Raw genomic sequence first — 25,970 nt, 5'->3', positions numbered from 1 at the left:
CCTCGCGCCGGGTGCGGGGAAACCGTTTCACGGGCACCCCGCCCCGCCCCATAGGATTGGGGCCGAAACCATCACACTCACCCCTGAGGATCGCTGCATGCCTGGCATCACGCGCGAGGAGGTCGCCCACCTCGCCCGGCTGGCGCGCCTGGAGCTTTCCGGTGAAGAGCTCGAACACTTCGCCGGACAGCTCGACGACATCATCGGCGCGGTCGCCCGCGTCTCCGAGGTCGCCGACCAAGACGTTCCGCCCACCTCCCACCCGCTGCCGCTGACCAACGTCATGCGCGCGGACGAGGTCCGTCCGTCGCTCACCCCCGAGCAGGCGCTCTCCGGCGCCCCGGCACAGGAGCAGCAGCGTTTCAAGGTGCCGCAGATCCTGGGGGAGGACTAATCACCATGTCGGACAGCATCATCAAGCTCACCGCCGCCGAGACCGCCGCGAAGATCGCCTCGGGCGAGCTCACGGCCGTCCAGGTCGCCGAGGCCCACCTGGCCCGCATCGAGGCCGTCGACGAGAAGGTGCACGCCTTCCTGCACGTCGACCGCGAGGGCGCGCTCGCGCAGGCCCGCGCCGTCGACGAGAAGCGGGAGCGGGGCGAGAAGCTCGGCCCGCTCGCCGGTGTGCCGCTCGCGCTGAAGGACATCTTCACCACCGAGGGCGTGCCGACCACCGTCGGCTCGAAGATCCTCGAGGGCTGGATCCCGCCGTACGACGCGACGCTGACGAAGCGGCTCAAGGCCGCCGACGTCGTCATCCTCGGCAAGACCAACATGGACGAGTTCGCCATGGGGTCCTCCACGGAGAACAGCGCCTACGGCCCCACGGGCAACCCCTGGGACCTGACCCGCATCCCCGGCGGCTCCGGCGGCGGCTCCTCCGCCGCGCTCGCCTCCTTCCAGGCCCCGCTCGCCATCGGCACGGACACCGGCGGTTCCATCCGCCAGCCCGCCGCCGTCACGGCGACCGTGGGCGTGAAGCCCACCTACGGCGCGGTCTCCCGCTACGGCATGGTGGCCTTCTCCTCCAGCCTCGACCAGGGCGGCCCCTGTGCCCGCACGGTCCTCGACGCGGCCCTGCTGCACGAGGTCATCGCCGGTCACGACCCGCTCGACTCCACCTCGATCGACGCCCCGGTCCCGCCGGTCGTCGAGGCCGCCCGCAACGGCTCCGTCACGGGCATGCGCGTCGGCGTGGTCAAGCAGTTCCGCGGCGAGGGCTACCAGGCCGGCGTCGTGCAGCGCTTCGACGAGTCCGTCGAGCTGCTGAAGGAGCTGGGCGCCGAGATCGTCGAGCTGGACTGCCCGTCCTTCGACCTGGCACTCGCCGCGTACTACCTCATCGCGCCGTCCGAGTGCTCCTCGAACCTCGCGCGCTTCGACGCCATGCGCTACGGCCTGCGGGTCGGCGACGACGGCACGAAGTCCGCGGAGGACGTCACCGCGCTCACCCGCGAGGCCGGTTTCGGCCCCGAGGTCAAGCGCCGCATCATGCTCGGGACCTACGCGCTCAGCTCCGGCTACTACGACGCGTACTACGGCTCCGCGCAGAAGGTCCGCACGCTCATCACCCGGGACTTCGAGAAGGCGTTCGAGCAGGTGGACGTGATCGTCTCCCCGACGACCCCGACCACCGCCTTCCCGATCGGCGAGCGCGCCGACGACCCGATGGCGATGTACCTCGCGGACCTGTGCACCATTCCGACCAACCTCGCCGGCAACGCGGCCATGTCCCTCCCGTGCGGTCTCGCCCCGGAGGACGGCCTGCCCGTCGGCCTGCAGATCATCGCCCCGGCCATGAAGGACGACCGGCTGTACAAGGTCGGTGCCGCCGTCGAGGCCGCCTTCGTGGAACGCTGGGGTCACCCGCTGATCGAGGAGGCACCGTCGCTATGAGCGCCATGGCAAAGAAGGCCAAGAACTTCAAGAAGTCCAAGACCGGTCTGTACGTCTCGCTGGCCAGCACCGCGTTCGGCGCGATCAGCGTCGCGAAGCAGGCGAAGATGGCCCGCAGCGACAACGACTTCCTGCGCCTGGCCGACGCCGCCGTGTCGGCCGCCGCGATCGTCACCGGCCTGGCCATCCTCTACCGCGAGCTGAAGCGGCTCGGCGACGACGACGTTCTGCTGGGCTGAGAGGGAAAGTTTCATCGTGACCGTCACTGAACTGGTGTCGTACGAGGACGCCCTCGCGTCCTACGACCCCGTCATGGGCCTGGAGGTCCATGTCGAGCTCGGCACCAAGACCAAGATGTTCTGCGGGTGCTCGACCGAGCTGGGCGCCGAGCCCAACTCGCAGACCTGCCCGACCTGCCTCGGCATGCCCGGCTCGCTGCCCGTCGTCAACGCCGTCGGCGTCGAGTCGGCCGTCAAGATCGGTCTCGCGCTGCACTGCGAGATCGCCGAGTGGTGCCGTTTCGCCCGGAAGAACTACTTCTATCCGGACATGCCGAAGAACTTCCAGACCTCCCAGTACGACGAGCCGATCGCCTTCAACGGCTATCTGGACGTCCAGCTGGAGGACGGCGAGATCTTCCGCGTGGAGATCGAGCGCGCCCACATGGAGGAGGACACCGGCAAGTCGACCCACGTCGGCGGTGCCACCGGCCGCATCCACGGCGCCTCGCACTCGCTGCTCGACTACAACCGGGCCGGCATCCCGCTGATCGAGATCGTCACCAAGCCGATCACCGGCGCCGGCGCGCGCGCCCCCGAGGTCGCCAAGGCGTACGTCGCGGAGCTGCGCGAGCTGATCCGCGCCCTCGGGGTCTCCGACGCCCGCATGGAGATGGGCCAGATGCGCTGCGACGTGAACCTGTCGCTGCGGCCCAACGGCACCGAGAAGTTCGGCACCCGCTCCGAGACGAAGAACGTCAACTCGCTGCGCAGCGTCGAGCGTGCGGCCCGCTTCGAGATCCAGCGGCACGCCGCGGTGCTCTCGTCGGGTGGCACGATCGTGCAGGAGACCCGTCACTTCCACGAGGACGACGGCTCCACCACGTCCGGCCGGATCAAGGAGGAGGCGGAGGACTACCGCTACTTCCCCGAGCCCGACCTGGTCCCGGTCGCGCCGTCGCGCGAGTGGGTCGAGGAGCTGCGCGCCACGCTGCCCGAGCTGCCGCGGGTGCGCCGCAACCGTCTCCGCGAGGAGTGGGGCGTCTCCGAGCACGACATGCAGTCGATCCTCAACGCGGGCGCGGTCGACCTGATCGTCGCCACCACCGAGGCCGGCGCGGACGCGGGCTCGGCCCGCAAGTGGTGGATGGGCGAGCTGGCCCGCAGCGCCAACGAGCAGGGCGTCGACCTCGCCGCGCTGCCCATCACCCCGGCGCAGGTCGCCCGGGTGACGGCGCTGGTGGCGGCCGGCGACCTCAACGACAAGCTGGCCCGTCAGGTCATCGAGGGCGTGCTCGCCGGCGAGGGCGACCCGGACGCGGTCGTCGAGAAGCGCGGCCTGAAGGTCGTCTCGGACGAGGGCGCGCTCGGCGCGGCCGTCGACGAGGCCATCGCGGGCAACGCGGCGATCGCCGACAAGATCCGCGGCGGCAAGGTGGCCGCGGTCGGCGCGCTGGTCGGCGCGGTCATGAAGACCACGCGCGGCCAGGCGGACGCGGCACGCGTCAAGGAGCTCATCCTGGAGCGCCTCGGCGTCGAGGGCTGAGCCCACGCCGGGCCGCGCGCCCGGCAGGACCGTCCACGGGGGCGGCGCGCACCACGCGGTGCGCGCCGCCCCCGCGGCGTGCGGTCCCGGCACCGCACGGGTGAGCGGGGGCGGGGGGCCGTGACCGATCAGGGGGCGGGGCCGTTGCTCACGGCATGATCACAGCACAGCGTGTCCTCGCCGCCGTCGCGCTCGCCGCGGGCGCCACGGCCCTCGCGGCCCCCGCCGCGAGCGCCGCCCACTCCGACGCCGGGGCGCTCTCGGTGACCCACGAGCTGGACTCCCTCGCGACGAGCTCCGTCGCCCCCGAGCACCGCGAGCAGCTCCCCACCCCCACCCAGCAGCTCAACGGCCTCAACCGCCTGGCGGGCATCCCCCACGACCTCGACCCCCTGACGGGCCAGCTCGCCCCGGTCACGGGCCTCCTGGGTTCCTGACCCGACCGGCCCCGGGGCCGACGGGCCCCGGCGCCGCCCCGGAGGGCCGGCCGGGGGCGCTCGCGGTCTCGGGGGTCCGCCCCTCCGGCGACACCGGGCCGGGTTCGCGCGGTCCCGCCGCTCCGCCGGCGTTCCGGCCTAGCGGGCCCGCGCCGCCTCCCGCGGCCGCCAGGCCGGCGGGAACCTGCTGGTGCCGCGCTCAGGGCGCCACCCACTCCCGCGCACCACGCGTCTCGCATGCCGGGGCACGCCAGGTGCGGCCGGTCGTTCCCGCGGCGCTCCAGGCGGGGCTTCCCGTACCGCCCCAGGGCCACACCCGGGGACGGCTCCCGGAGCCGCCGGGCCCTGCGGGCGCCGCGCGGCACCACCTGCGCGTCAGCGCACGCCGGGGTGAGTCCGACCGCTCCTGCGGCGCCCCTGGCCACGTCCCCCAGCCGGGCGGCCCGTGCCCCCGTGCGCTCGCCCCGCCCCGGCTGCCCGTACCGCCCCGGGGACGGCTCCCGTGGCCGCCGGGTCCGCCGGGAGCCGCGGGGCTTCCGCCGCCCGGCGTCTCGCGTGCCGGGGCGCGCCAGGTGCGTGCAGCGCTTCCGGCGGCCCGCCCGGGCCAGGGTCCCGAGGCCGGGCTGCCCGTGCCGCCTGAGTGCGTCCGGCCGCTGAAGGCCCCCGTGCGCTCGCCCCGCCCCGGCTGCCCGTACCGCCCCGGGGACGGCTCCCGCGGCCGCCGCGCTCAGCGCGGCCCGCCCGCAGCGCGCGCCCCGCGCGCCTCACTGGCGGATGCCCAGCCCCGGGAGCCACATCTCGCCGCGGTCCTTGCAGCTCACGTCGCGGGCGCGGAGGGACTCCGGGTCGAGGGTGCCGCGGGCCCAGAGTTCGGCGACGACGAGATCGGCCAGGGCGGTGGCCTCGGCCCGGTCGGGGGCGGTGAACTCCGTCTGCCACCAGCCGCGGTCGCGGTACTGCCAGCCCCGGGCGTGCATCGTCCGCGCCCGGTCCTCCCCGTCGGGGCCGTCGCGGTCGTCGACGGAGGCGTGCAGTCCGTCCTCGATGCTGTAGGAGACGAGGAGCTGGCGGCCGCGGTCGGCGGCGCTGGTCAGCCGGAACGACGCCCAGTCCGTGCCCACCTGCACCGGCAGTTGCTCCACCCACGCCGCGAGGAGCATGCCGAGGCGGGCCCGGAAGTCGTCGAGGGTCGTGGCCGCGCGGCAGCGCGGGCGGCCGGCGGGGGACTCGCCGGGGCCGCCGCGGTCCAGCCGCCAGAGGTAGGGGAGTTCGCCGGTGCCGAGCGGGTCGTCGGCCCGCCAGGCGCCGCTCCAGGCGAACGTGCGGTCCTCCTCGCCCTCCAGCGCCGCCGTGTCGTGCACGGAGAGGCCGACGGTGTCCCGGTCGCCCGAGAGCAGTACCGTCCTGCGGCTGTCGCGCCAGCGGACGCTCGGGCCGTGCGACGAGCCGCCGTACAGCGTCGGTTCGCCGAGCCGGGCCACGATCGCCGCGTACACGTCCCACAGGGCCTCGCGCCGCGCCGCGAGGCCGGCCCCGGGCTCGTGCACCAGCACGGCCGCCGGGGCCCGGCCGAGGTACGGCCCGGGTGTGTCGTGCAGCGCGCGGGCGTACTCCGCGGCGTCCGCCGGCGCCGGTGCCGTCCCGTGGGGCCCCCTGTAGTCCATGCCGGCCATGGTGCCAGCCGGCGCCGACACTTCGGGGCGTACTGGCGACGGCGACCGATTCGGGCCCCAGCGGACCGGTGCCGTGCTGGCCGGCCCGTCGGCGGTGGCCGGATCTCGCTTGGACTCCTCGTCCGGGCGGATGGACGTTCACGGCGATGACGCCACCGGGCCTTCTCGGGGCCACCCGTGCTCAGTACCGTCCGGGCCGTGTCCACCGCTGGACCGCAGCCGCCCCACTGGCCGTCGACGAAGAGGTCGCGCATGTCACCGGAAGTCTCACGCAGAAGGATGCTCGCGCTCGGAGGAAGCGCCCTCGGCGCGGCCGCGGCCGGTTCCCTGCTGCCGCCGTCGCTCCGAACGGCGCTCGCCGCCGAGCCGCCCCGGGGCGGACTGGACGCGGTGCGGCACGTCGTGGTCCTGATGCAGGAGAACCGCTCCTTCGACCACTACTTCGGCACCCTGCGCGGAGTCCGCGGCTTCGGCGACCGCAACGCCGTGGATCTTCCCTCCGGCGGCACGGTGTTCGAGCAGCCGGGGCCGTCCGGCCCGGTGCTGCCCTTCCCCGTCCGGGACGCCGCCGAGGCGCAGCGCAAGGACCTCCAGTACATCGGCGACCTCGACCACTCCTGGAGCGGCGGCGCCAAGGCGTGGCGCGACGGCTGGATGGACGGGTGGGTCTCCGCGAAGACCGGCGCGACCATGGCCCACTACGACCGCCGCGACCTGCCCCTGCACTACGAACTCGCCGACACCTTCACGATCTGCGACGCCTACCACTCCTCCACCCACACCTCCACCAGCCCCAACCGCAACCATCTGTGGAGCGGCTGGACGGGCTACGAGGCCGACGGCAAGCGGGCGGTGACGAACGCCGCGTACGCGGAGGGCACCCACCCCGGCTACCCCTGGCCCACCTACGCCGAGCGCCTGGAGAAGGCGGGCCGGAGCTGGCGGACGTACACCGAGTGGGAGAACTTCACCGACAACAACATCGAGTTCTTCACCACCTTCAAGCGGATCGCCCGCAAGGCGCTGGCCCCGGCGGGTGACTTCACTTACATGGAGGCCTTCTACGCGAAGGTCCGCTCCACCGCCGACGCCGCCGAGCGGGAGCGGCTGCTCGCCGCGCTCGACCGGGGCGTCGCCGCGCTGACCCCGGCCGAGCGCTCGCTGTTCGAGCGGGGGCTGCGCCGCGTCCCCACGGGCGGTCTCGCGGACGCCTTCCGGGCCGACGTCGCCGCGGGCACGCTGCCGGAGGTCTCCTACCTGGTGCCCTCCGCGGTCGACTCCGAGCACCCCGGCTCCTCGTCGCCGATCGCCTCCGCCTCGCTCGTCTACCGGATCCTGGACGCGCTCGCCTCCCACCCGGAGGTGTGGCGGCACACCGTGCTGCTGATCAACTACGACGAGAACGACGGCTTCTTCGACCACGTGCCGCCGCCGGTGCCGCCCGCCGGGGACACCGAGGAGCGCTGGCAGGGGCTGCCCACCGGTCTCGGCATCCGGGTGCCGATGCTCGTCGTCTCCCCGTGGTCCGTCGGCGGGTACGTCTGCTCCGAGGTCTTCGACCACACCTCGGTGATCCGCCTGCTGGAGAAGTGGACCGGTGTCGCCGAGCCGAACATCACCCGCTGGCGGCGCACCGTCACGGGCGACCTGACGTCGGCCTTCGACTTCGGCCGCGGCCGGCGGCAGCCCCCCGTGGAGCGCCCCGGCCCCGTCCCGCCGTTCACCGGCCGCTGGCGTCCGCTGCCGCCGGCGGAGCAGCGGATGCCCGTCCAGGAGCCGGGCACCCGCCCGTCCCGGCCGCTGCCGTACCAGCCCGACGCCCACGGGAGGGCCGACGGGGAGGCGTTCACGGTGACCCTGCGCAACACGGGCCGGGCGAGCGCGCACTTCGCGCTCTACCCGTACGCCGGGGAGTTCGCCGTGCCCCAGCACCGCGACGTGCGGGGGGAGGCGCTCTGGGAGGTGCCGCTGGCCGGTGACGCCTACCGCTTCACGATCACCGGCCCGGGCGGCTTCCGGCGCGAGTTCGCCGGCCGCCGGGACGGGGGCGCCGGGGTCGTCTCGCGCGTCGATCCCCGCGACCGGGACCTGCACCTCACCCTGCGCAACGACGGCACCACCCCGCTCACCTTCGCGGTCCGCCCGCTCGGCTACGCCGACGAGGCCGATCTGCACGGCCGGCCCCACCGGGTCACGGTCCGCCCCGGCCGGGCCCGCACGCTCGTGCACTCCGCCGCGGACGCCCACGGCTGGTACGACCTGGAGGTGACCGCCGACGGCGACGAGGGCTTCCGGCGCCGTCTGATGGGACGCATCGAGAACGGCCGCGCGGGCGTCTCCGGCTGAGCCGCGCGAGCGCGGCCCGCTCCCCGCGGCGGGTGCGCGGCGGCCGGTTCTCCCGAAGATCCGGCTTCCGCGCACCGCTGTGAGTAATGCCACGAAACGGGCAAACGATCACAGTTGGCTGCGACAGTGGCGGTACAGGTCATGCGTTTCTTTGCGGGCTGTTCCCGGTCAAAGATCGACGCACCACTCAGGGAGCAGGTCCGTTGGCAGCTATCGCGCGCTGGTGTGTCACCCACCGACTCGTCGTCGTCCTGCTCTGGCTCCTCGCCCTCGGCGGCACCGCCGCCGGCGCGGTCGTGGCCGGCTCCGCCTACTCCAACGACTACGACGCCCACGGCACCGAGTCCGGCCGGGCCACCGCCCTCCTCCAGGAGGGCTTCCACGGCCTCGGCGGCGACAGCGACACCATCGTGTGGCACACCGCCGACGGCAGCGTGCGCTCAGCCGCCACCGAGCGGCAGGTGACGGCGATGCTCGACGAGGTCGCCGCCCTGGACGGCGTCGCCGCCGTCACCGGGCCCTACGGCGACCGGGGCACCGGGCAGATCAGCGCCGACGGCCGCACCGCGTACGCCGTCGTCGCCTTCGACGCCCAGGCCGACGACATCTCCGCCGGCCAGGCCCGCGCCGTCGTCGACACCGCGAAGTCGGCCGAGGGCGACGGGCTGCGGGTGGAGATGGGCGGCACCGTGACCGCCCTGACCGAGGCGTCCGGCGGGCACGTCGCCGAGATCGTCGGAGTCGCCGTCGCCGCCGTCGTGCTGTTCCTCGCCTTCGGCTCCCTGGCCGCCAGCCTGCTGCCCATCGTGACCGCCCTGGTCTCCGTCGGCACCGCCTACGCCGGGATCGTGCTCCTCGGCCACGTGATGACGGTCGCCGACTTCGCGCCGATGCTGGGCCTGCTGGTCGGCCTCGGCGTGGGCATCGACTACGCCCTGTTCATCGTCACCAGACACCGCGGCGCGCTCAAGCGCGGCCTGCCGGTCGCCGAGGCCGCGCGGGAGGCCGTGAGCACGACCGGACGGGCCGTCGTCTTCGCCGGGGCCACCGTCTGCATCGCCCTGCTCGGCATGCTGATCCTGCGCCTGGACTTCCTCAACGGCGTCGCCATCGCCGCCTCGCTGACCGTGGTCCTGACCGTCGCCGCGTCCGTCACCCTGCTCCCGGCGCTGCTCTCCTTCATCGGCCCCCGGGCGCTCAGCCGCCGCGAGCGGCGCCGGCTTGCCGAGCACGGGCCCCGGCCCGAGCTGCCGACCGGCTTCGCCGCCCGCTGGTCCGCCTTCGTCGAACGCCGGCCGAAGCTGCTGGGCGCCGTCGCCGCCGTCGTGATGCTGGTGCTCGCCCTGCCCACGTTCTCCCTGCACCTCGGCACCTCCGACCAGGGCAACGGGCCCGCCACCGCCACCACCCGCCAGGCGTACGACCTGCTCGCCGACGGCTTCGGCCCCGGCGTCAACGGACCGCTCACCGTCGTCGCCACCCTCGACGGCGCCGACGACAAGATCGCCATGGACCGCCTGGCCGGGACCCTGGGGACGGCCGACGGCGTGGCATCGGCCGGCCCCGTCGTCTACAACGGCAGCGGCGACACCGCCGTGCTCACCGTCGTCCCCGACTCCTCGCCGCAGTCCCGCGAGACGAGCGAGCTGGTCGACCGGCTGCGCGACGACGTGCTGCCCGCCGCAGAGCAGGGCACCTCGCTCCAGGCGTACGTCGGCGGCATCACCGCGAGCTACGACGACTTCGCCGGTGTCATCGTCGGCAAACTGCCGCTCTTCGTGGGCGTCGTCGTCGCCCTCGGCTGTCTGCTGCTGCTCCTCGCGTTCCGCTCGATCGGCATCCCGCTGAAGGCCGCGGTGATGAACGTGGCCGCGGTGGCGGCCGCCTTCGGGGTGGTCGTCGCGATCTTCCAGTGGGGCTGGGGCAGCGAACCGCTCGGCCTGGGCCGCGGCGGGCCCATCGAGCCCTTCCTCCCGGTGATCATGGTCTCGGTGCTCTTCGGGCTCTCCATGGACTACCAGGTGTTCCTGGTCAGCCGGATGTACGAGGAGTGGCTGGAGACGGGGGACAACCGGCGCGCGGTGCGCGTCGGCCTCGCCGAGACCAGCCGGGTCATCAACTCCGCGGCCGTGATCATGATCTCGGTCTTCCTCGCCTTCGTCCTCAGCGGCGACCGGGTCATCGCCATGTTCGGCATCGGCCTCGCCGTCGCCGTCGCGCTGGACGCCTTCGTCCTGCGCACCCTGCTGGTGCCCGCCCTGATGCACCTGCTCGGCGGGGCGAACTGGTGGCTGCCGAAGCGGCTGGACCGGCTGCTGCCCCGCATCAGCATCGAGAAGCCGGAGTGCCGCGAGGCCGCCCGCCCGGCCATTCCGGCCCAGCAGACCCGCGACGAGGACAAGCTCGTCTCGTAGGGCACCGCCCGGAGCCCGGAGCCCGGAGCCCGGAGCCCGGGAGTCCGGGAGTCCGGAGCCGCCCGCCCCCGCCGCGCGGGGGCGCTGGGCCGGACGGAGCACCCGCACGGGCGCCGCACCGCCCAGCCCGGATGCTGATGGGGAGTCAGTCCTTCCCCCCAGCAGAGGTTCCCCCATGCCCCTCGCACCGCCCCCCGCTCCCGGCCCCGCCCCCCGCCGCGGCCGTGCCCGCGCGCTGCGCCTCGGCGCCTGCCTCGCCCTCGCCGCGGCCGCCCTCGGCATCGCGCCCCCGGCACCCGCGGCACCCGTCCCCGCCCCGCCGCCCGCCGGCTCCGCCGCCGGCCCCGGCTCCCGTACGGCGACGCCGCCCGTCTCCGTACGGAGCCTCCAGAAGCGCCTGGACGCCCTGGTGCACCGGCAGGACGGCCCGCCGGGCGCCGTGGTCGTGCTCCGGGACGACCGCCGGCAGCGGGTGCTGCGCGCGGGCACGGCCGACCTCGCGACCGGGCGCCCGCCCCGGATCGACGACCACATGCGGATCGCCAGCACGGCCAAGGCGTACAGCGGAGCCGTCGCGCTGCACCTGGTCGCGGAGGGCCGGCTCGGTCTCGACGACACCATCGGCAGGCGCCTGCCCCGCCTGCCGCGCGCCTGGCACGCCGTCACCCTGCGCCAGCTCCTCCAGCACACGAGCGGCCTGCCCGACTACACCACCGCCCCCGAGTTCCAGCGGCTGCTGCAGGAGGACCCCCGCCGCCGCTTCGACTCCCGGCGGCTGCTCCGCTTCGTCGCCGGCGAGCCCCTGGTCTTCGCCCCCGGCTCGCGCTACCTGTACTCCAACTCCGACAACATCGCCGTGGCCCTGATGGCCGAGGCCGTGACCGGGCGCCCCTACGAGGAACTGCTCCGCCGGATCGTCTACCGGCCCCTCGGCCTGCGGAACACCAGCCTCCCGCAGGGCTGGGAGCTGCCCGAGCCCTACCTCCACGGCTACGACGTCGACCCGCCCGCGCCGCCGGAGGACATCAGCGAGATCCTCAGCGCCTCGGGCGTCTGGGCGTCCGGCGGCATCGTCTCCACCCCCCGGGACATGACCCGTTTCATCCGCGGCTACGCCCCCGGGGTCCTCACCTCGCCGTCCGTCGTCCGCGAACAGCGCCGCTGGGTGCCCGGCGCGTCCGAGCCCGCCGGGCCCGGCGCCAACCGGGCGGGGCTGGGCATCTTCCGCTACACCACTCGCTGCGGCGTCGTCCTCGGGCACACCGGCAACTTCCCCGGCTACACCCAGCTCGTCGCCGCCACCCCCGACGGCAGGTACTCCCTCACGTTCTCGCTGACCCGGCAGATCAACGCCCAGGTGGCGCCCGCTCTGTTGAGCACCGTCCGCGACATCCAGGAGGACGCCGTCTGCGCCCTGCTCCGCACCTGAACGGCCCCCGCCCCGGCGGTCTGAGGCCCCCGCGCCCCGGTTCTGAGGTACCCGCGGGGAACGGCCCGGCCGCCTGGGGACCCCCCGCCCCCGCCCTAAGGCGGGACGCCGCCGCGGATGCGGCACCCGCCCGATGCGCGGGCCCCGCCTTGCGGACGAGAGTTTCCACCGGCGGCAGACGCCGCCGGCCGAGACCGACGAACCGGGGAGCACACCGTGCTGCACTACGAGATCCACGAGATGCACCGTGCCGAACTGATCCGCCAGGCCGAGCGGCAGCGCCTCGTCCGCGAGGTCGCCGCCGTCCGCCGCACCGCGAGACGCCGGCGCAAGGACGAGGAGGGGCGGGTGAGCCGGCCCGACGACCGCTTCACCCGCGCGGCGTGATCGTCCGCGCCGCACGCGGGAGTGACACCCCGGTGGGGACCGGGGGGAGGGGGCGGGCCACGGCGGTGGTCCGCCCCGCCGCGTTGTCGGACTCCTGTGCGATGCTCAGCGGTGTGGAGACCCGATCCGTCAGCCCGGTGTTCGTCGGCCGCGCCGGCGAACTGGCCGTGCTCGCCGACGCCCTGACCCGTACCGCGGGCGCCCCGCGCTCCTGCGGCGAGCCGCAGGCACTGCTGATCGGCGGCGAGGCCGGCGTCGGCAAGACCCGGCTCGTCGAGGAACTGCTCGCCGAGGCGTGCCGGCGCGAAGCCGTCACCGCCGTCGGCGGCTGCGTCGAGATCGGCGCGGACGGCCTGCCGTTCGCCGCCTTCTCGGCCGCGCTGCGCGCCCTGCGGCGGCAGCTCCCCGAGGAGTTCGCGGAGGCGGCGGCCGGCCAGGAGGACGAACTCGCCCGGCTGCTGCCCGAGCTGGGCACCGGCGCGGACGCCGGGCGGCCCGACGAGTCGGGCACCGCGCGCCTCTTCGAGCTGACCGCCCGGCTGCTGGAGCGCGTCTCGGGGGAGCGCACCGTCGTCCTGGTCCTGGAGGACCTGCACTGGTCCGAGGCCTCCACCCGTCATCTGCTCGCGTACCTGCTGCGCACCCTGCGGCGCGGGCACCTCCTGCTGATCGCCACCTACCGCTCGGACGACGTCCACCGCCGCCATCCGCTGCGCCCCTTCCTCGCCGAGCTCGACCGCACCCGCACCGTCCAGCGCCTGGAGCTCACCCGGTTCAACCGGTCCGAGGTGGGGCGGCAGATGGCCGGCATCCTCGCCGACGAGCCGGCCCCCGCCCTCGTCGACCGCGTCTTCGAACGCTCCGACGGCAACGCCTTCTTCGTCGAGGAGCTCGCCGCCAGCCTCAGCGACGACTCCTGCACCGGTCTGCCCGATTCGCTGCGCGACATCCTCCTGGTGCGCATCGAGGCGCTCACCGAGGACACCCAGCGGGTCGCCCGGATCCTCGCCGAGGGCGGCTCCACCGTCGAGCACGGGCTGCTGCACGCGGTCGCCGGCCTGCCCGACGACGACCTGGACGAGGCGCTGCGCGCCGCCGTGGGCGCCAACATCCTGCTCGCCACCCCCGACGGCGACGGCTACCGCTTCCGCCACTCGCTCGCCCGCGAGGCCGTCAGCGACGACCTGCTGCCCGGCGAGCGCTCCCGCCTCAACCGCCGGTACGCCGAGGCCCTGGAGGCCGACCCGGCCCTGGTGGCCGAGGAACAGCGCGCCACCCGCCTCGCCGGCTACTGGTACCGGGCGAACAACCCCGCCAAGGCGCTGCCCGCCGTGCTGGCGGCCTCCGTCGTCGCCCGCCGCCGGCACGCCTACGCGGAACAACTGGGCCTGCTGGAGCGGGCGATGGAGCTGTGGGACGACGCGCCCGAGGAGGTGCGCGAGCGGCTGCGCCCGGTCGACCACGTCGAGGTCTACCCGCCGTGCGGCTGCGACCCGGAGACCACACCCCTGCGCTACCTCGACCTGATGGCCGAGGCGTCGCTCGCCGGCCGCCTCTGCGGGGAACGCGAACGCGCCTACAAGATCAGCAAGCGGGGGCAGCGCCTCTCCGAGTCGGAGGGCGACCAGCTCAGGGCCGCCTGGTTCTCGGTGCAGCGCTCCCGGCTGGTCTCCTCGCTCGGCCGGGGCGACGGCTGGGCCGAACTGGACACCGCCCAGCAGCTCGTGCGCGGCCTGCCGCCCTCCGCGGTCCACGCCGAGGTGCTCGCGGACGCGGCGGCCTGGGGGATGACCCACCGCCCCGGCCCCGAGAGCCTCGCCACCGCCGAACGGGCCGTCGACTACGCCCGGATGGTCGGCGACGAGGACATCGAGCTGAAGGCCCGCCTCACCCGCGGCAGCCTCATGGTCGACTCCGGCGACGTCGAGGGCGGCCTGAAGGAGATGTACGACGTCAAGGACCGGGTGCTGGCGCTCTGCCTGCCCGGCCACATCGGCCGCACCCATGTGAACCTCCCCTCCGTCCTGCACAGCGTCGGCCGGTCCGCCGAGGCGATGGAACTCCTCCTCGAAGGCGTCGGGCACACCCGGCGCTACGGGCTGCTGGACACCGAGGCGTGGGTGCTCAGCAACATCGCGGAGACCAACCACGCGCTCGGCCACTGGCAGGAGGCCGAGGAGGCGGCGTCCCGGGCCCTGCGGGTCGGGACCAGCCCGATGCCCCGCGGCTACGCCTCGGCGCTGCTCGCCCTGCTCGCCGTCGACCGGGGCGACACCCGGGCCGCGGCCGAACGGCTCGCCGCCGCGCAGCGCCACTTCGGCCCGCACAACCCCATGCCCCAGACCACGCTGCCGCTCGCCACCATCGCGCTGCGCGTCGCGGCGGCCGAGGGCCGGCTCGCCGACGCCCGTGCCGAATTCCAGCGGGCGGCCGACGGCGGTTTCCCGCCCGGCACCCAGTGCTTCGCCTGGCCGCTGCTGCGCGCCGCCGCGACGCTGGAGGCCGACACCCGGGGGCTGCCCGCCGCGGAGGCCGGCCGTGCCGAGGCGCTCGGCGGGATCCGCGCGGCGGCCCGCAGGCTGGTCACCGCCGTCCCCGTGTGGACGGCCCACGAGCGCTGGGTGCGCGCGGAGCTGCGCCGGGCCGGGGGCGAGGACACCGCCGCCGACTGGGCCGAGGCCGTGGCGGCGTTCGAGCCGCTGGGCCGCCCCTACGACCTCGCCCTGGTGCGCCGGCGCTGCGCCGAGGCGCTGCTGCACGGAGCCGCCGGCGGCGCCGAGGAGCGCGCCCGGGCCGGCTCGCTGCTGCGGGAGGCCGTGGAGGCCGCCCGCGAGCTGGGCGCCCGGCCGCTGACCGAGGACCTCGCTCTGCTCGCCCGCAGGGCCCGGATCGCGCTCACCGAGGACGGCGCACCGGCCGTCGAGGCCGCGCCGGTGCCCGAGGCCGACACGTCCGCGCTGGGGCTCACCCCGCGCGAGCAGGACGTGCTCCGCCTGGTCGCGGCCGGCCACAGCAACCGCCGCATCGCCGAGGAGCTGTACATCTCGCCCAAGACGGCGAGCGTCCACGTCTCCAACATCCTCGCCAAGCTGGGCGTCTCCGGGCGGGGAGAGGCCGCCGCGATGGCGCACCGGCTGCGGCTGTTCACCGATCTCCTGCAGGAGACCCCCGCGGCACCCTGACCGCCACCCGGCCCGTGCCCGGACCCACCGGGCGCGCCGGGGCGCCGTCTTGAGCGCCCCGGAGGCGAACCGAGCCTCAAAAAGGCGACCTCTACCGGACCTCCAGCCGGAGGATCCGGTCGTCGCCCCCGCCGGGCGTGCCCCGGCCGTCGGTCTCGCTGGTGACCAGCCACAGGCCGTCACCACCGGCCGGCACCACCGTGCGCAGCCGGCCGTACTCCTCCTCCAGGAACGCCTCGGGCTCCGCGGAGGGTTCCGCCCCGGCGAGCGGGATCCGCCAGAGCCGTTCGCCGCGCAGCCCGGCCATCCAGATCGACCCGGCCGCCCAGGCGATGCCGCTCGGCGAGGCCTCCTCCGTCCGCCACTGCGCCACCGGGTCGGTGAAGCCCGCCTCGCCGGCCTTGCCCTCGGCCTCGGGCCAGCCGTAGTTGCGGCCGGGCTCGATCAGGTTCAGCTCGTCCCAGGTGTTCTGCCCGAACTCCGCAGCCCACAGGCGCTTGTCGGCGTCCCAGGCGAGCCCCTGCACATTGCGGTGGCCGTACGAGTAGACGACGGAGTCGGCGTCCGGGTTGCCGTGCACGGGCTGTCCGTCCGGCGTCATCCGCAGGATCTTGCCGCCCAGCGACTCCTTGTCCTGGGAGAGCCCGGTGTCCCCGGCCTCGCCGGTGCCCGCGTAGAGCATCTTGTCCGGGCCGAACGCGATCCTGCCGCCGTTGTGCGTCACCCCCTTGGGGATCCCGCGCAGCACCGTGTCCGGGGCCCCGAGCTGCTGCCCGGCGGGCTTGCTCTCGTCGTACAGCATGCGGGCGATGCGGTTGTCGGACGCGGTGGTGAAGTACGCGTAGACCATCTGGTCGGAGGCGAACGACGGGGAGATCGCGAGACCCAGCAGCCCGCCCTCGCCGGCGGGGGCGACGCCCGGCACCGACCCGATCTCCGTCTTGCGGCCGCCGTCCGCGGACACCCGGGTGATCGTGCCGCCGTCCCGGGAGGAGACCAGCAGGTCCCCGCCGGGCAGCGCGGCCACCCCCCAGGGGGACTCCAGCTCCCCGGTCAGCGTCGCGGCCACGGTCACCGACCCCTTCGCCGGAGGCCCCGAGGGGGACGGGGACGGACTCCCGGAGCCGCCGGACGGGGAGGCCGCCGGGGACGAGGAGGAGGGGCCGGCCGAGCCGCGCCCCGAGGTGTCGCCGCCCGAGGAGCAGCCGGCCGCGAGGACGAGCACGGCGGCGGCCAGGGCGGCCGGCAGAGCTGGACGGTGCACGGTGGAATCCCTTCGACGGCTGCTGGCGTCGCCCGGCGGACGGGACGGCACGCCTGTCTGTTGTTCATACACCCGGGCCCGCCGCAAGGTTCCCGATCTTGGAAATCGGCCGCCCCGGGGCCGCCCGCCGCGTCTCAGTCCCAGGATCCCAGAGCCGCCGGGAGCGCCGCGATCTCGGCGAGGTCCGCCTCCGTCAGGGACAGCGCGGCGGCGCCCGCGTTCTGCACCGCCCACTCGGGGCGCTTCGTCCCCGGCACCGGCACGACGTGGCGGCCCTGCCGGAGCACCCAGGCGAGCGCCACCGCCGCCGGGGTGGCGCCCTCGCCGTGGCGGGCGGCGACCCTGCGCAGCCCGGCGACGACCGGCTGGTTCGCGGCCATCATCTCGGCGGTGAAGCGGGGGTGCCGGGCCCGGGCGTCGTCGGCCTCGAAGCCCTGGCCCGGTGTGAGGGTGCCGGTGAGGAAGCCGCTGCCCAGCGGCATCGCCGCCAGGAAGCCCACGCCCCGGGCCTCGCACCACGGCACCAGCGTGCGCAGCGCGTCGGGCGCCCACACCGACAGCTCGGCCTGCACGGCGCTCACCGGGAAGACCTGCTGCACCCGTTCCAGCTGCCGGATCGTCTGTTCATGCGGATCGCCGCCGGACCGCCGCCGGGCGCGGGCCCCGACCGCGCACAGCCCGAGCGCCCGCACCTTGCCCGCCGACACCAGGTCGGCCATGGCGCCCCAGGTCTCCTCCACCGGTATCTCCGGGTCGGCCCGGTGGAGCTGGTAGAGATCGATCACATCCGTCTGCAACCGCCGCAGCGAGGCGTCGCAGGCCCGTCTCACGTACCCGGGGCGGCCGTTGGCGACCATGTGCTGGTCGCCGAGGAGCAGTCCCACCTTGGTCGAGACGAAGGCGTCCGCCCGCCGCTCCCGCAGCGCCCGTCCGAGCAGCAGCTCGTTGGTGAACGGCCCGTACATGTCCGCCGTGTCCAGCAGCGTCGACCCCGCGTCCAGCGCGGCGTGCACCGCGCGCAGCGAGCGCTCCCCGCGCTGCTGCGAGCCCGTGTACGCCCAGCTCATCGGCATGCAGCCGAGCCCCACGGCGCCCACGCCGAGGGCCGCCGCACCGATCGTCCTGCGCTCCAACTCCCCGTACCTTCCGTTCGGCCGCCCCCTGAAGGTAACCAATGCGTACGGGCGGCCTTCGCATAGCCTCCTGACCATGACTTCCGATGTGTGGCTCCCCATAGCGGCCGACGCGATCGACGGCCTGCCCCCGACCTCCGCTTCGGGCCTCGTCTACCGGTTCTGGGACGGCGGCCCCGACTTCCCCGCGGATCCCGCGCGTTGCGTCTTCTACACCGTCCCGTACATGCGGGGCGCCGAGGTCGCCGTGCGGCCGCTGGGCGCCATGCGCTCGGTCCGCGTCGTCCAGACCCTGTCGGCGGGCACCGACCATGTGCAGCCCGGCCTCGCCGGACTGCCGTCCGGGGTGCGCCTGTGCAACGCCAAGGGTGTCCACGAGGCGTCGACGGCCGAGCTCACCCTGGCGCTGATCCTCGCCTCGCTCCGGGGTATCCCGTCCTTCGTGGAGGGACAGCGCGCCGAGGAGTGGCGCTCCGGCTTCTACCCGGCGCTCGCCGACAAGTCGGTGCTCATCGTGGGCTACGGCTCGATCGGCGCCGCCATCGAGGACCGGCTCGCACCCTTCGAGTGCGCGCGGGTGGCGCGCGTCGCGCGCTCCGCACGGACAACGGAGCGCGGCGAAGTGCGCGCACTCGCCGATCTGCCCGCGCTGCTGCCCGAGGCCGACGTCGTGATTCTCTCCACGCCGCTCACCGCGGCGACGAAGGGCCTGGCCGGGGCCGGTTTCCTGGCCCGGATGAAGGACGGGGCACTGCTGGTGAACGTCGCCCGCGGGCCCGTCGTCGACACGAAGGCGCTGCTCGCGGAGGTGGAGAGCGGCCGGCTGAGGGCCGCGCTCGACGTCACCGACCCCGAGCCGCTGCCCGCCGGGCATCCGCTCTGGCACGCGCCCGGCGTGCTGATCAGCCCTCATGTCGGCGGCTCCACCTCGGCGTTCATGCCCCGGGCGACCCAGCTGATCGCCGATCAGGTGACCCGCTTCGCTGCCGGAGAGGAGCTGCGGAACGTGGTGGCGACCACCGGCGCCTGACCGCGCCGGGCACCCGCGCGAACACCCTGCGGAGTCACCCGAATGCGCCGCGTGCCCTCATTGTCGCAGGTCGTCACGGAGAGTAGATGCGCTATGTCCCTGAGTGACGATATTGGTGTATCGTCCCGACCTGGGGGTGCACCGGATGCGAGGGGCGGTGCCGCTGCGCGCACTGCCGGGCACCGAATGCCGATCACACCTGAGGGGGGCGACGGGCGATGCAGGGCCGAAGGACGGACGAACCGACGCGGCGGGGCCGCCGACGACGACTGCCCGGCGCCCCGGCGCCGGCACCGGGGCATCCGCCCCGCACCACAGGGCACCGGCCGGTGGCCCACCCTGCACGGCCGCAGCCCCCCACGGCGCGAGGGGAGGCGGTCCGGTGAGCGCGCCGGGGGCCCTCATGGCCCGGGACACCGTCGCGACCGGTTCCGCGGTGCTGCGCCATCAGCTCGTGCTCGCCGCTCTCTGTGCCGGCTACGGCGTGGGCGCGGGCCTCGGCTGGGGGTCGGAGCAACTCGCCCTGATCATGGGCGACTTCGGGCTGAGCGCCGCCGCCCTGGTCGCGGCGGTCTCCTGTCTGCTCTACGCCCGCACCGAGGAGTGCCGCTTCCGCTCCGCCTGGCTGCTGTTCTCGCTCTCCTCGTTCATGGCCTGCGCGGGCAACGCCGTCTGGGGCTGGTACGAGGTGGTGCTCGCCGCACCCGTGCCCACTCCGTCCGCCGCCGACCTGTTCTTCATGTGCTTCGCGCCGCCGGCCATCGTGGGCCTGCTGGTGCTCGCCAAGCGCCCGGTCTCCCGCGCCGGCTGGGTCTGCCTCGGGCTCGACGCCTGGCTGATCGGCGGATCGCTGCTGACGCTGTCGTGGAGCCTCGCCCTCGCGCACACCGCGCACGCCCAGGGCGAGAGCGTGGCTCCCGCGGCCCTCGCGCTCGCCTACCCGCTGCTGGACATCGTGCTCGTCAGCATGGTGCTCGCGCTGCACTTCAGACGCTCGCCCGCCAACCGCTCGGCGGTGAACACGGCGATCGCCGGGCTCGCCCTCACCGTCGTCTGCGACGCGCTGTTCACCTCACCGCTGCTGCGCGAGAGCTACCGCTCCGGCCAGCTGCTGGACGCCGGCTGGTTCGCCGGCTCCCTGCTGCTCGCCTACGCCCCCTGGGGCGCCCGCCACGCGAGCCGGGCCGCCGGCGGACGTCCGAGCGGCCCACGGCGCCCGGGGCGCCCGCTGGGCGGCTCGCTCGCCGCCCTGACCCCGTACCTCGCCGCGGCCGTGTGCACGCTGGGCATCCTCTACAGCGTCACCCAGGACCGCCGGGTCGACCGGGTCGTCGTCATCACCGCCTGTACGGTCGTCCTCGCGCTCGTGGTCCGCCAGGGCATCATGCTCCTCGACAACATCGCCCTCGCCCAGGAACTGGCCCAGAAGGAGAACCACTTCCGCTCCCTGGTCCAGGGCTCCAGCGACGTCATCATGATCGCCGCCCCCTCCGGTGTGCTGCGCTACGTGTCGCCCGCGGCGACCAAGGTCTACGGCCGGGACGCGGAGGAACTGGTCGGCTCCGAACTGGCCTCGCTGATCCACCCCGAGGACCTCGGACGCGTCGTCCACGAGCTGCGCAGATTCCTCGCCGCCCAGCCCGCCGACGAGCCCACCACCAGGATGGAGTGCCGCTTCCGCTCCGGGACCGGCACCTGGCTGAATGTGGAGTCCACCGTCAGCCGCCACCAGGGCGGGCTGATCTTCAACAGCAGGGACGTCACCGAGCGGGTGCGCCTCCAGGCGCAGCTCCAGCACAACGCGGAGCACGACCCGCTCACCGACCTGCCCAACAGGGCCCTGTTCACCGCCAGGGTGCGCGGGGCCCTGGCGGGCCGCAGATCGGGCGACCAGGGCACCGCGGTGCTCTTCATCGACCTCGACGGATTCAAGGGCGTCAACGACCGTCTCGGCCATCAGGCGGGCGACGAGCTGCTGATCCAGGCCGCCCGAAGACTGGCCGAATCCGTACGGGCGGGGGACACCGCGGCCCGTCTCGGCGGCGACGAGTTCGCCGCGCTGATCACCGGCGACGGCGGCTGCGACCAGAGCGCCCGCGAGCTCCAGGTCCACGAGATCGCCGACCGGCTGCGCCTGATGCTCTCCCAGCCGTACACCATCGACGGCGCCGAGGTGCGGGTGGCCGCCTCGATCGGCGTCGCCTTCGCCGAGCCCTCCATCAGCCCCACCGACCTCATGCGCAACGCGGACCTGGCCATGTACCGGGCCAAGGCCGGCGGCAAGGACCGGGTGGAGCTGTACGCGCCCCAGATGCAGGCCGACGTCGTGCGCCGCACCGAGCTGGCCACCCGGCTGCGCACCGCCCTGCACGACGGCGAGTTCGCCCTGCTCCACCAGCCGGTGGTGAGCCTGACCACCGGCCGGATCTCCGCCGTCTCGGCCCAGGCGCGCTGGAGATCCGCCCAGGGCATCCTGTTCACCCCGGCCGAGTTCCTGCGCGTCGCCGACGAGGGCAACCGCGCCGCCGAACTGGGCCGCTGGCTGCTGGAGGAGGCCGTCGAGCAGGCCGCCGAGCGCGGCAGGCTCGGCCACCCGACCCCGGTGTCCGTGCGGCTCTCGGCCCGGCTCCTGCTCGACCGGTCGCTGCCGCTGGGGTCGATCGAGGCCCTGCTCACCCGCCACCAGCTCCCCTCCGGGGCGCTGATCATCGAGCTCGCCGACAGCGATCCGCGGATCTCCTTCGACGAGCTGGAGCAGCGTCTCGTCGCCCTGCGCAGACTCGGCGTGCGGATCGCGCTGGACGGCTTCGGCAGCGGCTACGCGGCGATCAACGCACTGCGCCGGCTCCCGGTGGACGTGCTCAAGCTCGACCGGGGCCTGGTCGAGGGGGTCGTCGAGTCGGCCAGGCTGCACAAGATCACCAGCGGCCTGCTGCGCATCGCCCGCGACCTCGGCATGCACTCGGTGGCCGACGGGGTGGACGTGCCGGAGCAGGTCCTCGCGCTGCGCGCGATGGGCTGCACCCACGGCCAGGGCATGGCCTTCTCGGGGCCGCTGGACGAGTACCGGCTGCGCCGGGCCCTGGTCAGGGACGAGTACCCGGTGCCCGCCGGGATGGCCCTGCCGCTGCTCACCGCCGGGATTCCGCAGGCACGCAACGGCTCGAATAGTGAGACGCGCGTCCCACCCACTTGACAGTGACGGCGCGTCGGGGGGAGGGTCAGTGCCATGCGCACCCGAATTCTCGTACTTGGAAAGCGCGTCGGCTGAGCGGAGCTGCTCGAACAGCTCCGCGGACACCTCCGACGCGCTCCCCTCGCTTGCCTCACGGCACGAGGGGTTTTTTGTTGCACCGGCACAGACAGAAGTCGCACCAAACCCTCGCAAAAACCCTCAGCATCGAGAAGAGAATGCCGATGACCGAGCAGGCCTCCGGGGCCCACCATCCTCAGCCGCGGGCCCGTAGCGGCGGACAGCCCGCCGCCACCGTGGAACACGTCACGGGCGCGCAGTCCCTCATTCGCTCTCTCGAGGAAGTGGGGGCCGAGACGGTCTTCGGCATTCCGGGCGGCGCCATCCTCCCGGCGTACGACCCGATGATGGACTCCTCGAAGGTCCGCCACGTGCTGGTGCGCCACGAGCAGGGCGCGGGCCACGCCGCCACCGGCTACGCGCAGGCCACCGGCAAGGTCGGCGTCTGCATGGCGACCTCCGGCCCCGGCGCCACCAACCTGGTCACCCCGATCGCCGACGCGCACATGGACTCCGTGCCGCTCGTCGCGATCACCGGCCAGGTCGCCTCCAAGGCCATCGGCACGGACGCCTTCCAGGAGGCGGACATCTGCGGCATCACCATGCCGATCACCAAGCACAACTTCCTGGTCACCAAGGCCGAGGACATCCCGCGCACCATCGCCGAGGCGTTCCACATCGCGGCCACCGGCCGCCCCGGGCCCGTCCTCGTCGACATCGCCAAGGACGCCCTCCAGGCGAAGACGACCTTCAGCTGGCCGCCGCAGACGGACCTGCCCGGCTACCGCCCGGTCACCAAGCCGCACGCCAAGCAGATCCGCGAGGCCGCCAAGCTGATCACCGCGGCCCGCCGCCCGGTCCTGTACGTCGGCGGCGGCGTCATCAAGGCCGGCGCCACGGCCGAGCTGAAGGTGCTCGCCGAGCTCACCGGAGCCCCCGTCACCACCACCCTGATGGCGCTGGGCGCGTTCCCCGACAGCCACCCGCTGCACGTGGGAATGCCGGGCATGCACGGTGCGGTCACCGCCGTCACCGCGCTGCAGAAGGCCGACCTGATCGTCGCCCTCGGAGCCCGTTTCGACGACCGCGTCACCGGCAAGCTGGACAGCTTCGCGCCGTACGCCAAGATCGTCCACGCCGACATCGACCCGGCGGAGATCGGCAAGAACCGCACCGCCGACGTGCCGATCGTGGGCGACGCCCGCGAGGTCATCGCCGACCTGGTGCAGGCGGTCCAGGCGGAGCACAACGACGGGCACACCGGCGACTACACCGCCTGGTGGAAGGACCTCAACCGCTGGCGCGAGACCTACCCGCTCGGCTTCGAGCAGCCCGCCGACGGCAGCCTCGCCCCCCAGCAGGTGATCCAGCGCATCGGCGAACTCGCCCCGGAGGGCACGATCTTCGCCGCGGGCGTCGGCCAGCACCAGATGTGGGCCGCCCACTTCATCGACTACGAGAAGCCCGCCACCTGGCTCAACTCGGGCGGCGCCGGGACGATGGGGTACGCGGTCCCGGCCGCCATGGGCGCCAAGGCCGGGCGCCCGGACCGCGCGGTCTGGGCGATCGACGGCGACGGCTGCTTCCAGATGACCAACCAGGAGCTGGTCACCTGCGCGCTGAACAACATCCCGATCAAGGTCGCGATCATCAACAACGGCGCCCTCGGGATGGTCCGCCAGTGGCAGACCCTCTTCTACAACCAGCGCTACTCCAACACCGTCCTGCACTCGGGCCCCGACGCGGACGGCAAGCAGCCCTCGAAGGGCACCCGCGTCCCGGACTTCGTGATGCTGTCCGAGGCGATGGGCTGCCACGCGATCCGCTGCGAGTCCCCCGAGGACCTGGACAAGGTCATCGCCGAGGCCAACGCGATCAACGACCGCCCGGTCGTCGTCGACTTCATCGTCCACGAGGACGCCATGGTGTGGCCGATGGTCGCCGCCGGCACCTCCAACGACGAGGTCATGGCCGCCCGCGGCGTCCGTCCCGACTTCGGCGACAACGAAGACGACTGAGAGAGAGCGATCAGAAACATGTCCAAGCACACGCTCTCGGTCCTGGTCGAGAACACCCCCGGCATCCTCGCCCGGATCGCCGCGCTCTTCTCCCGCCGCGGCTTCAACATCGACTCGCTCGCGGTCGGCGTCACCGAGCACCCGGACATCTCCCGCATCACCATCGTGGTGAACGTCGAGAGCCTGCCCCTGGAGCAGGTGACCAAGCAGCTCAACAAGCTGGTCAACGTCCTGAAGATCGTCGAGCTGGAGCCGGCCGCCGCGATCCAGCGCGAGCTGGTCCTGGTGAAGGTCCGCGCCGACAACGAGACCCGCTCGCAGATCGTCGAGATCGTCCAGCTCTTCCGCGCCAAGACCGTGGACGTCTCGCCCGAGGCCGTCACCATCGAGGCCACCGGTTCGAGTGACAAGCTGGAGGCGATGCTCAAGATGCTGGAGCAGTTCGGCATCAAGGAGCTCGTCCAGTCCGGCACGATCGCCATAGGGCGCGGCGCCCGGTCCATCACCGACCGCTCGCTGCGCGCCCTGGACCGTTCCGCGTAACGGAACGCCCCGGGCCTTCTCGCCAGGCGAGACCCCGAAACCTCCCCGCCCCCTCCCGCCGTACGGTGGGACGCAACACCAGCACTCCAAGGAGATTCCCAGTGGCCGAGCTGTTCTACGACGACGACGCCGACCTGTCCATCATCCAGAACCGCAAGGTCGCGGTGATCGGCTACGGCAGCCAGGGCCACGCCCACGCGCTGTCGCTGCGTGACTCGGGTGTCGACGTCCGCGTCGGTCTGCACGAGGGCTCCAAGTCCAAGGCCAAGGCCGAGGAGCAGGGCCTGCGCGTGGTGACCCCGGCCGAGGCCGCCGCCGAGGCCGACGTCATCATGATCCTCGTCCCGGACCCGATCCAGGCCCAGGTCTACGAGGAGTCGATCAAGGACAACCTGAAGGACGGCGACGCCCTGTTCTTCGGTCACGGCCTCAACATCCGCTTCGACTTCATCAAGCCGCCGGCCGGTGTCGACGTCGCGATGGTCGCCCCCAAGGGCCCGGGCCACCTGGTCCGCCGTCAGTACGAGGAGGGCCGCGGCGTTCCCTGCATCGCCGCCGTCGAGCAGGACGCCACCGGCAAGGCCTTCGAGCTGGCGCTGTCCTACGCCAAGGGCATCGGCGGCACCCGCGCCGGCGTCATCAAGACCACCTTCAAGGAGGAGACGGAGACCGACCTGTTCGGTGAGCAGGCCGTCCTCTGCGGTGGCACCGCCGCGCTGGTCAAGGCGGGCTTCGAGACCCTCACCGAGGCCGGCTACCAGCCGGAGATCGCCTACTTCGAGTGCCTCCACGAGCTGAAGCTGATCGTGGACCTCATGTACGAGGGCGGCCTGGAGAAGATGCGCTGGTCGGTCTCCGAGACCGCCGAGTGGGGCGACTACGTCACCGGGCCGCGCATCATCACCGACGCCACCAAGGCCGAGATGAAGAAGGTCCTCGCGGAGATCCAGGACGGCACGTTCGCCAAGAACTGGATGGACGAGTACCACGGTGGTCTGAAGAAGTACAACGAGTACAAGACCCAGGACTCCGAGCACCTGCTGGAGACCACCGGCAAGGAGCTGCGCAAGCTCATGAGCTGGGTCGACAACGACGAGGCGTGAGCCGCCGGCGGGGGGACCGGCAACCGGTCCCCCCGCCCCGCCACTTCGTCCAGCCACGGACGGGTGATCCTTCCACCGAGGCGCAAGAACCACCCCGG

18 protein-coding genes are annotated in these 25,970 nt (G+C 73.7%); 15 read left to right on the top strand and 3 right to left on the bottom strand.

Going from position 1 to position 25,970, the window contains the following annotated elements; all coding sequences use genetic code 11:
- The first annotated feature begins 97 nt into the window (after positions 1–97).
- The 5 genes from gatC (at position 98) to JE024_RS10730 (ending at position 4,097) form a co-directional block, all read left to right on the top strand.
- Complete coding sequence (gene gatC / locus JE024_RS10750) at positions 98–394, top strand: Asp-tRNA(Asn)/Glu-tRNA(Gln) amidotransferase subunit GatC (protein ID WP_005311569.1); 297 nt, start codon at positions 98–100, stop codon at positions 392–394.
- A 5-nt stretch (positions 395–399) separates the two neighbouring features.
- Positions 400–1,896, top strand: coding sequence for an Asp-tRNA(Asn)/Glu-tRNA(Gln) amidotransferase subunit GatA (gene gatA / locus JE024_RS10745; RefSeq protein ID WP_205373366.1), 1,497 nt, complete (start codon positions 400–402; stop codon positions 1,894–1,896).
- Complete coding sequence (locus tag JE024_RS10740) at positions 1,893–2,135, top strand: hypothetical protein (RefSeq protein ID WP_205373365.1); 243 nt, start codon at positions 1,893–1,895, stop codon at positions 2,133–2,135. The genes gatA and JE024_RS10740 overlap by 4 nt, the downstream gene beginning before the upstream one ends.
- Positions 2,136–2,151: 16 nt before the next feature.
- Complete coding sequence (gatB, locus tag JE024_RS10735) at positions 2,152–3,660, top strand: Asp-tRNA(Asn)/Glu-tRNA(Gln) amidotransferase subunit GatB (protein WP_205373364.1); 1,509 nt, start codon at positions 2,152–2,154, stop codon at positions 3,658–3,660.
- A 155-nt stretch (positions 3,661–3,815) separates the two neighbouring features.
- Positions 3,816–4,097, top strand: coding sequence for a hypothetical protein (locus JE024_RS10730; RefSeq protein WP_205373363.1), 282 nt, complete (start codon positions 3,816–3,818; stop codon positions 4,095–4,097).
- A 764-nt stretch (positions 4,098–4,861) separates the two neighbouring features.
- Here the strand turns inward: JE024_RS10730 and JE024_RS10725 are convergent.
- Complete coding sequence (locus tag JE024_RS10725; protein WP_307840696.1) at positions 4,862–5,761, bottom strand: hypothetical protein; 900 nt, start codon at positions 5,759–5,761, stop codon at positions 4,862–4,864.
- A gap of 261 nt (positions 5,762–6,022) precedes the next feature.
- Between JE024_RS10725 and JE024_RS10720 the strand changes: the two genes are divergently transcribed.
- The 5 genes from JE024_RS10720 to JE024_RS10700 all read left to right on the top strand — a co-directional run bounded on the left by JE024_RS10720 (position 6,023) and on the right by JE024_RS10700 (position 15,528).
- A complete protein-coding gene (locus JE024_RS10720; protein ID WP_205373361.1) occupies positions 6,023–8,116 on the top strand; it encodes a phosphocholine-specific phospholipase C in 2,094 nt (697 codons plus the stop codon).
- Positions 8,117–8,319: 203 nt separating this feature from the next.
- Entirely contained in the window at positions 8,320–10,530 is a 2,211-nt protein-coding gene (locus JE024_RS10715) for an MMPL family transporter (protein ID WP_205373360.1), read from the top strand.
- 175 nt (positions 10,531–10,705) lie between these two features.
- Positions 10,706–11,959: a serine hydrolase domain-containing protein gene (locus JE024_RS10710; protein WP_244882749.1), complete on the top strand. Its 1,254-nt coding sequence runs from the start codon at positions 10,706–10,708 to the stop codon at positions 11,957–11,959.
- 216 nt (positions 11,960–12,175) lie between these two features.
- Positions 12,176–12,346 carry a hypothetical protein gene (locus tag JE024_RS10705; RefSeq protein ID WP_205373359.1) on the top strand — a complete coding sequence of 57 codons (171 nt, stop codon included), beginning with the start codon at positions 12,176–12,178 and terminating at the stop codon, positions 12,344–12,346.
- Between the two features lie 101 nt (positions 12,347–12,447).
- The gene (locus JE024_RS10700) at positions 12,448–15,528 is read left to right on the top strand and encodes an ATP-binding protein (protein WP_205373358.1); all 3,081 of its coding nucleotides are present in this window, start codon (positions 12,448–12,450) and stop codon (positions 15,526–15,528) included.
- 91 nt (positions 15,529–15,619) lie between these two features.
- Here JE024_RS10700 and JE024_RS10695 read toward each other — a convergent pair whose 3' ends face one another.
- A complete protein-coding gene (locus JE024_RS10695; protein WP_205376485.1) occupies positions 15,620–16,777 on the bottom strand; it encodes a PQQ-dependent sugar dehydrogenase in 1,158 nt (385 codons plus the stop codon).
- A 149-nt stretch (positions 16,778–16,926) separates the two neighbouring features.
- Entirely contained in the window at positions 16,927–17,925 is a 999-nt protein-coding gene (locus tag JE024_RS10690; protein ID WP_205373357.1) for an aldo/keto reductase, read from the bottom strand.
- 76 nt (positions 17,926–18,001) lie between these two features.
- On the opposite strand from JE024_RS10690, the gene JE024_RS10685 reads away from it, so the two are divergent.
- From JE024_RS10685 to ilvC, 5 genes are all read left to right on the top strand, one after another.
- Positions 18,002–18,955 carry a 2-hydroxyacid dehydrogenase gene (locus JE024_RS10685; protein ID WP_205373356.1) on the top strand — a complete coding sequence of 318 codons (954 nt, stop codon included), beginning with the start codon at positions 18,002–18,004 and terminating at the stop codon, positions 18,953–18,955.
- A gap of 382 nt (positions 18,956–19,337) precedes the next feature.
- Entirely contained in the window at positions 19,338–22,151 is a 2,814-nt protein-coding gene (locus tag JE024_RS10680) for a putative bifunctional diguanylate cyclase/phosphodiesterase (RefSeq protein WP_205373355.1), read from the top strand.
- A gap of 215 nt (positions 22,152–22,366) precedes the next feature.
- A complete protein-coding gene (locus tag JE024_RS10675) occupies positions 22,367–24,226 on the top strand; it encodes an acetolactate synthase large subunit (protein ID WP_205373354.1) in 1,860 nt (619 codons plus the stop codon).
- An 18-nt stretch (positions 24,227–24,244) separates the two neighbouring features.
- Positions 24,245–24,769 carry an acetolactate synthase small subunit gene (gene ilvN / locus JE024_RS10670; RefSeq protein WP_147988273.1) on the top strand — a complete coding sequence of 175 codons (525 nt, stop codon included), beginning with the start codon at positions 24,245–24,247 and terminating at the stop codon, positions 24,767–24,769.
- A 101-nt stretch (positions 24,770–24,870) separates the two neighbouring features.
- Positions 24,871–25,872: a ketol-acid reductoisomerase gene (gene ilvC / locus JE024_RS10665; RefSeq protein ID WP_205373353.1), complete on the top strand. Its 1,002-nt coding sequence runs from the start codon at positions 24,871–24,873 to the stop codon at positions 25,870–25,872.
- Positions 25,873–25,970 lie beyond the last annotated feature (98 nt).

Origin of the sequence: Streptomyces zhihengii, from assembly GCF_016919245.1 — a bacterium.
Taxonomy (GTDB): domain Bacteria; phylum Actinomycetota; class Actinomycetes; order Streptomycetales; family Streptomycetaceae; genus Streptomyces; species Streptomyces zhihengii.
This window is presented reverse-complemented; position numbering and strand designations above follow the sequence as displayed.